This window comes from Salinisphaera sp. G21_0 (assembly GCF_017744115.1).
Classification (GTDB): Bacteria; Pseudomonadota; Gammaproteobacteria; order Pseudomonadales; family Endozoicomonadaceae; genus Endozoicomonas.
On sequence record NZ_JAGHQW010000193.1, the window covers coordinates 1 to 949 of the forward strand.

A 949-nucleotide genomic window follows, 5' to 3' on the forward strand; every position below is an offset into this window, starting at 1 on the left:
AGGGTAAAGAATGTCTGGTTACGCAGGCTGGCCAGTATCCAGCGTTCGACCACCTGTACGGCAGATTCAACCTTGGCCTTATCCTGAGGTTTCCTGACCCGGGCGGGAACAACGGCTACCTGATAATGCTCAGCCAGATCCTGATAGGTGGGGTTGATCACCGGTTCATACCGATGGGGCTGTTTTACGCCTGATTTCAAATTATCAGGGACCAGTGTGCAGGGAGTGCCTCCAAAATAGTCAAAGGCACGTACATGAGAGCCGACCCAGTCCGGAAGCGATTGGCTCCAGGTGGCTTCAGCATAGGTGTAGTTGGAAGCTCCCAGTGTAGCGACAAAAATCTGTGTTTGTCGTACTTCACCGGTGTACTGGTCAACGACAGGCATCGTTTGACCTGCATAGTCAATAAAGAGCTTATCTCCGGCTATATGGTTTTGCCGCATGACCACATCCACCTGGTTCTTCCATGAGCGATATTGGTCACTGAACCAGCTGTACTGATAACCATCCGGATGACAGGCTTTGTACTCCTGCCAAAGTCGCATCAGGGTCATACCGGGATGCCGCAGTTCCTGATGAATTTGACTCCAGTCAGGCTGAGCCTGCTTGTTCCTGCCTGATGATGGTTTGACGGGGAACAATTGCTGCTCCAGCGTATGCTCATCAATGGAGTCAGGCAGTGGCCAGGTCAGTTCAGAAACCGAAAGCCGGGCCAGATAATCTTTAACGGTTGAGCGGGAGATATTGCAGCTTTGGGCGATCTTTCGCTCACTGAGGTTGTGCTCAAATTTGAGCCTGAAAACTTCACGAATTTTGCGCATGGGCAGTCTCTTCATGATGCAATCCCGTCATCCTTGAAAGGGTCTCAAGAACGAGGGTAACGGTTATTGAAATAGACTGCGCCGCTGGCTGGAAAAGGGTGGCCGGATGTTACCGGAATAGGTGGCCG

General features: G+C 51.6%; 1 protein-coding gene. It reads right to left on the minus strand.

Features of this window, described 5'->3' with window-relative positions; translation table 11 throughout:
• On the minus strand, nt 1-836 hold an 836-nt coding region (gene istA, locus J7439_RS25600), incomplete at its 3' end, for an IS21 family transposase (RefSeq protein WP_209204882.1).
• Between the last annotated feature and the right edge of the window lie 113 nt (nt 837-949).